At 57.0% G+C, this 5962-nt stretch carries 2 protein-coding genes and 1 pseudogene; 1 reads left to right on the top strand and 2 read right to left on the bottom strand.

The features are described from left to right. Positions 1 to 221 (bottom strand): annotated as a pseudogene (gene malQ / locus LDK53_RS18825) (4-alpha-glucanotransferase); the annotation flags it as partial. 9 nt (positions 222 to 230) lie between these two features. After that, positions 231 to 2624 (bottom strand): maltodextrin phosphorylase, encoded by a 2394-nt coding sequence (gene malP / locus LDK53_RS18820; protein WP_045285988.1) that lies wholly within the window; start codon positions 2622 to 2624, stop codon positions 231 to 233. 584 nt (positions 2625 to 3208) lie between these two features. Between malP and malT the strand changes: the two genes are divergently transcribed. Beyond that, on the top strand, positions 3209 to 5914 hold the full coding sequence (gene malT / locus LDK53_RS18815) for an HTH-type transcriptional regulator MalT (protein ID WP_045285989.1): 2706 nt from the start codon (positions 3209 to 3211) through the stop codon (positions 5912 to 5914). Positions 5915 to 5962 lie beyond the last annotated feature (48 nt).

The raw sequence follows: 5962 nt of genomic DNA, 5'->3' as shown, positions 1-5962 counted from the left end.
CGCCGCGCCCCTCCACCGTCAGCGGCCATCTTTTTCCCCGAGGTGAAAACCTTCACGTTCGGCACCGGTGCAGCCGACGCTTTCGCGTCGGTTTTGTGCATGGCATCCAGCAAACGTCTTTTGGTGTCGGCGCCAATAGACTGCGGTTTGCCGTGAGCATTAATGTAACTGAGGCTGATCCCCGCCGCCTGCGCGGCGCTGTCCAGACGTTTACTCTCCATCGCGCTTCCTTAGCGTTTTGCCTGCCAGATACGGGCCTGATAATCACGGATTGAGCGGTCAGAGCTGAACATACCGCAGCGGGCAGTGTTCAGAATGCACGCCCGGGTCCACGCTTCCTGGTCGCGATACAGCACGTCGACCTGTTTTTGCGCGTCCACATAGGCTGTGAAATCGGCCATCACCAGATACGGGTCACCGCCGTGTTTGTCCATGCTGTGCAGCATCTGGTCAAACGCGTGCTTATCGCCGTCGCTGTATTTACCGCTTTCCAGCTCTTTCAGTACCGCATCCAGCACTTTGTCTTTCTTGCGCCACTTCACCGGATCGTAACCTTTGGCCTTAATGGCTTTCACCTCTTCCACGGTGTGGCCGAAAATAAAGATATTCTCTTCACCCACCTTCTCGGCGATTTCGACGTTGGCCCCGTCGAGCGTACCGACGGTCAGCGCGCCATTCAGCGCCAGCTTCATGTTGCCGGTGCCGGAGGCTTCTTTACCCGCAGTCGAGATCTGCTCGGAGATATCCGCCGCCGGGATCAGCATTTCAGCCGCAGAGACGCAGTAGTCCGGCAGGAACACCACCTTCAGCTTGTCGCCCACTTTCGGATCGTTGTTGATCGCCGCCGCCACTTTGTTGATGGCGAGGATGATGTTTTTCGCCAGATAGTAGCCCGGCGCCGCTTTCGCACCGAACAGGAACACGCGCGGTACGCGGTCGGCCTGCGGGTTCTCGCGGATCTCTTTGTACAGCGCCAGAATGTGCAGCAGGTTCAGGTGCTGGCGTTTGTACTCGTGCAGGCGTTTGATCTGGATATCGAAAATGGCATGCGGGTTGATCTCAATCCCGGTACGCGCTTTAACAAACGCCGCCAGACGAACTTTGTTCTCCTGCTTGATGGCGCGGTACTGCTCGCGGAATTTTGCGTCGTCCGCATATTTTTCCAGATTGATGAGCTGGTCCAGATCGTTGGCCCACTCCTTCTTCAGGGTTTTGTCCAGCAGACCGGCCAGCAGCGGGTTGCACTGCTTGATCCAGCGACGCGGCGTAATGCCGTTGGTCACGTTATGGAATTTGGTCGGCCACAGCTGGTGGTATTCCGGGAAGAGGTCTTTCACCACCAGATCCGAGTGCAGCGCCGCCACGCCGTTCACCGCGAAGCCGCTCACCACGCACATGTTCGCCATGCGAACCTGCTTATCGTGGACCACCGCCAGCTTCGCCCAGACCGCTTTGTTGCCCGGCCAGGTTTTATCCACCAGCGTTTTAAACTGGTCGTTAATCTTGTTGATGATCTGCATGTGGCGCGGCAGGAGGTTTTTCACCAGCTTCTCATCCCAGCACTCCAGCGCTTCTGGCATCAGGGTGTGGTTGGTGTAAGCGAAGGTGCGGCTGGTAATCGCCCAGGCGTCATCCCAGCTCAGCTGATGCTCGTCGATCAGCACGCGCAGCAGCTCAGGAATGGCAATGGTCGGGTGCGTGTCGTTGAGCTGAATCACTTCGAAGTCCGGCAGCTGCGCCAGCTTGCGGCCTGCCAGATGATGGCGGCGCAGAATGTCCGCCACAGAGCAGGCGCACTGGAAATACTGCTGCATCAGACGCAGTTTTTTACCCGCCAGGTGGTTGTCGTTCGGGTAGAGCACCTTGGTCAGCTTCTCGGCGTCGATGCCCTGCTGCTCGGCGCGCAGGAAATCGCCGTCGTTGAATTTGGTCAGGTTAAACGGATGCGCATGCTTCGCCTGCCACAGACGCAGCGGCTGCGCAACGCCGTTACGGTAGCCGAGAACTGGCAGGTCCCAGGCTTCACCGGTGATGGTGAACGCCGGTTCCCAGCGCCCCTGTTTCGTGACTTTCCCGCCAATCCCGACCTGCACATCCAGCTGCGCGTTATGGCGGAACCACGGGTAGGTGTTACGGTGCCAGTCGTCCGGCGCTTCCATCTGATGGCCATCGGCAAATGACTGACGGAACAGACCGTACTGATAGTTCAGGCCATAGCCAATCGCCGACTGGCCGACGGTTGCCATGGAGTCCAGGAAACAGGCCGCCAGACGCCCCAGACCACCGTTACCCAGCGCAGGGTCAATCTCTTCTTCAAGCAGGTCGGTCAGGTTAATGTCGTGCTCTTTCAGCACGTCCCCCACCTCCTGATACCAGCCGAGGTTCAACAGGTTGTTGCCCGTCAGACGGCCAATCAGGAACTCCATTGAGATGTAGTTGACATGGCGCTGACCTTTTACCGGTTTTGCCAGAGGTTGAGCATCCAGCTGCTCTGCGAGCGCACCGCTCACTGCCTGCCACCACTGGTGAGGCGTCATTTCGTTAGCAGCATGAAGGCCAAAACGCTGCCACTGACGCGTCAGGGCAGCCTGGAATTGAGCTTTGTTGAAGGTAGGCTGTGACATAGGGGATCGGCATCCTTTAGAAAGAAAACACAAGTTGGCGCTAGTGTGCCTGGCTCATTTCACCTCTTCCTCCTCCCGCAGGGGATTAGACAGGGAGGAGTAGCGGGGATGAGCAGAAAAGTGTGATCGAGGCCACTCTCAGAGCATAGTTCGAGTGTGCCCGGAAGAGGAAATAGTCACCGTGGAGAATGTCAAAGAAATGAAATGCAGTTTCGGCTGAAATTAAAACGCGCTGAAATGATTACTTACGTAGAATAATATTTCTGCAATCAGGTCATTACTAAGGAGATTATTAATCCCCCTTAACTTTACACCGGGTATATTAAATTTTCCGTCACTATCCCTTTCTGAAACCAGTTTCAGCGCAGCCGCAGCACAGCCATACAAGCCAGCACTGACAAGGCATCAAAGCCCTTTCCAGAAAGTTCCGCCAGCCGCCTGAATGTTTTGTGACAGAGTGCAAATTCAGAGCCACCAAATTCAGACATAACTTGCAATAGTTAACTTATTGGCCGACCTTATATCTATTAATTACGAAGCGCAAAAAAAATAAAATCTCTCGTCCCCACAGTGAAGTGAAACCTATGTTGATTCCGTCAAAATTAAGTCGCCCGGTTCGCCTTGACCATACCGTGGTCCGCGAGCGTCTGTTGGCTAAACTTTCCGGCGCACATAATTTCCGACTGGCGCTGGTTACGAGCCCTGCAGGTTATGGAAAAACAACGCTCATTTCGCAATGGGCAGCAGGTAAGAGCGATCTTGGCTGGTACTCCCTTGATGAGGGCGATAACCAGCAAGAGCGTTTTGCCAGCTATCTGATTGCCGCTATTCAGCAGGCAACCAATGGACACTGCGTCGCCAGCGAGGTGATGGTGCAAAAGCGCCAGTACGCCAGCCTGTCCTCCCTTTTCTCCCAGCTGTTTATCGAGCTGGCCGAATGGCATCGCCCGCTATACGTGGTGATTGATGATTACCACCTCATTACCAACCCGGTGATTCATGAATCGATGCGTTTCTTCCTGCGCCATCAGCCGGAAAACCTGACCTTAGTGGTGCTGTCACGCAATCTGCCACAGCTGGGGATTGCAAACCTGCGCGTGCGCGATCAGCTTCTCGAAGTGGGCAGCCAGCAGCTGGCCTTTACCCACCAGGAAGCAAAACAGTTCTTTGACTGCCGCCTGACGTCACCGATTGAGGCCGCCGAAAGCAGCCGCCTGTGCGACGACGTCGCCGGCTGGGCGACGGCGCTGCAGCTCATCGCCCTCTCTGCACGACAAAACAACAGCCCGGCGCATCAGTCTGCGCGCCGCCTGGCGGGCATCAACGCCAGCCACCTTTCGGATTACCTCGTGGACGAGGTGCTGAACAGCGTTGATCCGGCGACCCGCAATTTCCTGCTGAAAAGCTCGCTGCTACGCTCCATGAACGATGCGTTAATCGTGCGCGTGACGGGGTGTGAAAACGGTCAGCTACAGCTTGAAGAGATTGAACGTCAGGGCCTGTTCCTGACCCGCATGGACGACCCCGGCGAGTGGTTTAGTTATCACCCGCTGTTTGGCAGCTTCCTGCGCCAGCGTTGCCAGTGGGAGCTGGCGGTTGAACTGCCGGAAATTCACCGCGCCGCCGCCGAAAGCTGGATGGCGCAGGGCTTCCCGAGCGAAGCCATTCACCACGCCCTGGCGGCGGGTGATGCCAGCATGCTGCGCGATATCCTTCTCAACCATGCGTGGGGCCTGTTTAACCACAGCGAACTGACGCTGCTGGAAGAGTCGCTTAAAGCCCTGCCGTGGGAAAGCCTGCTGGAGAACCCGCGTCTGGTTCTGCTTCAGGCCTGGCTGATGCAGAGCCAGCATCGCTACAGCGAAGTGAACACCTTGCTGGCCCGCGCGGAGCAGGAGATGGAAAGCAACATGGATACGCCCCTGCACGGTGAATTTAACGCCCTGCGGGCCCAGGTAGCAATTAACGACGGCGACCCGGATGAGGCTGAACGCCTGGCGATGGTTGCCCTGGATGAACTGCCGCTCGCTAACTTCTACAGCCGGATTGTTGCCACGTCGGTACACGGTGAAGTGCTGCACTGCAAAGGCGAGCTGACGCGCTCCCTGTCGCTGATGCAACAAACCGAGCAGATGGCGCGTCGCCATGATGTCTGGCATTACGCGCTGTGGAGCCTGATCCAGCAAAGCGAAATTTTGTTCGCGCAGGGGTTCCTGCAGGCCGCCTGGGAAAACCAGGAAAAAGCGTTCCAGCTGATTCGTGAACAGCATCTTGAACAGCTGCCGATGCACGAGTTCCTGCTGCGTATTCGCGCTCAGCTCCTGTGGGCATGGTCGCGTCTGGATGAAGCCGAAAGCTGCGCCCGCCAGGGTGTGGACGTCCTCTCCAGCTTCCAGCCTCAGCAGCAGCTGCAGTGTCTGGCGCTGCTGGTGCAGTGCTCGCTGGCGCGCGGCGATCTCGATAACGCCCGCAACCATCTTAACCGCCTGGAAAACCTGCTCGGCAACGGTCAGTATCATAGCGACTGGGTTTCAAACGCCGATAAGGTCCGGGTGATTTACTGGCAGATGACCGGCGATAAAAAATCCGCCGCCAACTGGTTACGCCAGACGCCAAAACCGGAATTTGCCAATAACCACTTCCTGCAGAGCCAGTGGCGCAACATTGCCCGCGCGCAGATCCTGCTTGGTGAATTAGAGCCCGCAGAGATTGTGCTGGAGGAGTTGAACGAGAACGCGCGCAGCCTGCGTCTGATGAGCGACCTCAACCGCAACCTGCTCCTGCAAAACCAGCTCTACTGGCAGGCGGGCCGTAAAAACGATGCGCAGCGCGTGCTGCTGGAAGCGCTACAGCTGGCTAACCGCACCGGGTTTATCAGCCACTTTGTGATTGAAGGTGAAGTGATGGCGCAGCAGCTGCGTCAGCTTATTCAGCTTAATACGCTGCCGGAGCTGGATCAGCATCGCGCCCAGCGCATTCTGCGCGAGATTAACCAGCATCATCGCCACAAGTTTGCCCATTTCGACGAGAACTTCGTTGAACGTCTGCTGAACCACCCTGAAGTGCCGGAACTGATCCGTACCAGCCCGCTGACACAGCGCGAATGGCAGGTTCTGGGGCTGATCTATTCCGGTTACAGCAATGAGCAGATTGCCGGTGAGCTGGCGGTGGCGGCGACCACCATCAAAACGCATATCCGCAATCTGTATCAGAAGCTGGGTGTGGCGCATCGTCAGGATGCGGTGCAGCATGCGCAGCAATTGTTGAAGATGATGGGGTACGGAGTTTAGTTTTGTGCGGCCTGATGCCCTCACCCCGGCCCTCTCCCACAGGGAGAG

The sequence above is a fragment of the Enterobacter sp. K16B genome (assembly GCF_020216105.1).
GTDB lineage: Bacteria > Pseudomonadota > Gammaproteobacteria > Enterobacterales > Enterobacteriaceae > Enterobacter > Enterobacter sichuanensis.
This window is presented reverse-complemented; position numbering and strand designations above follow the sequence as displayed.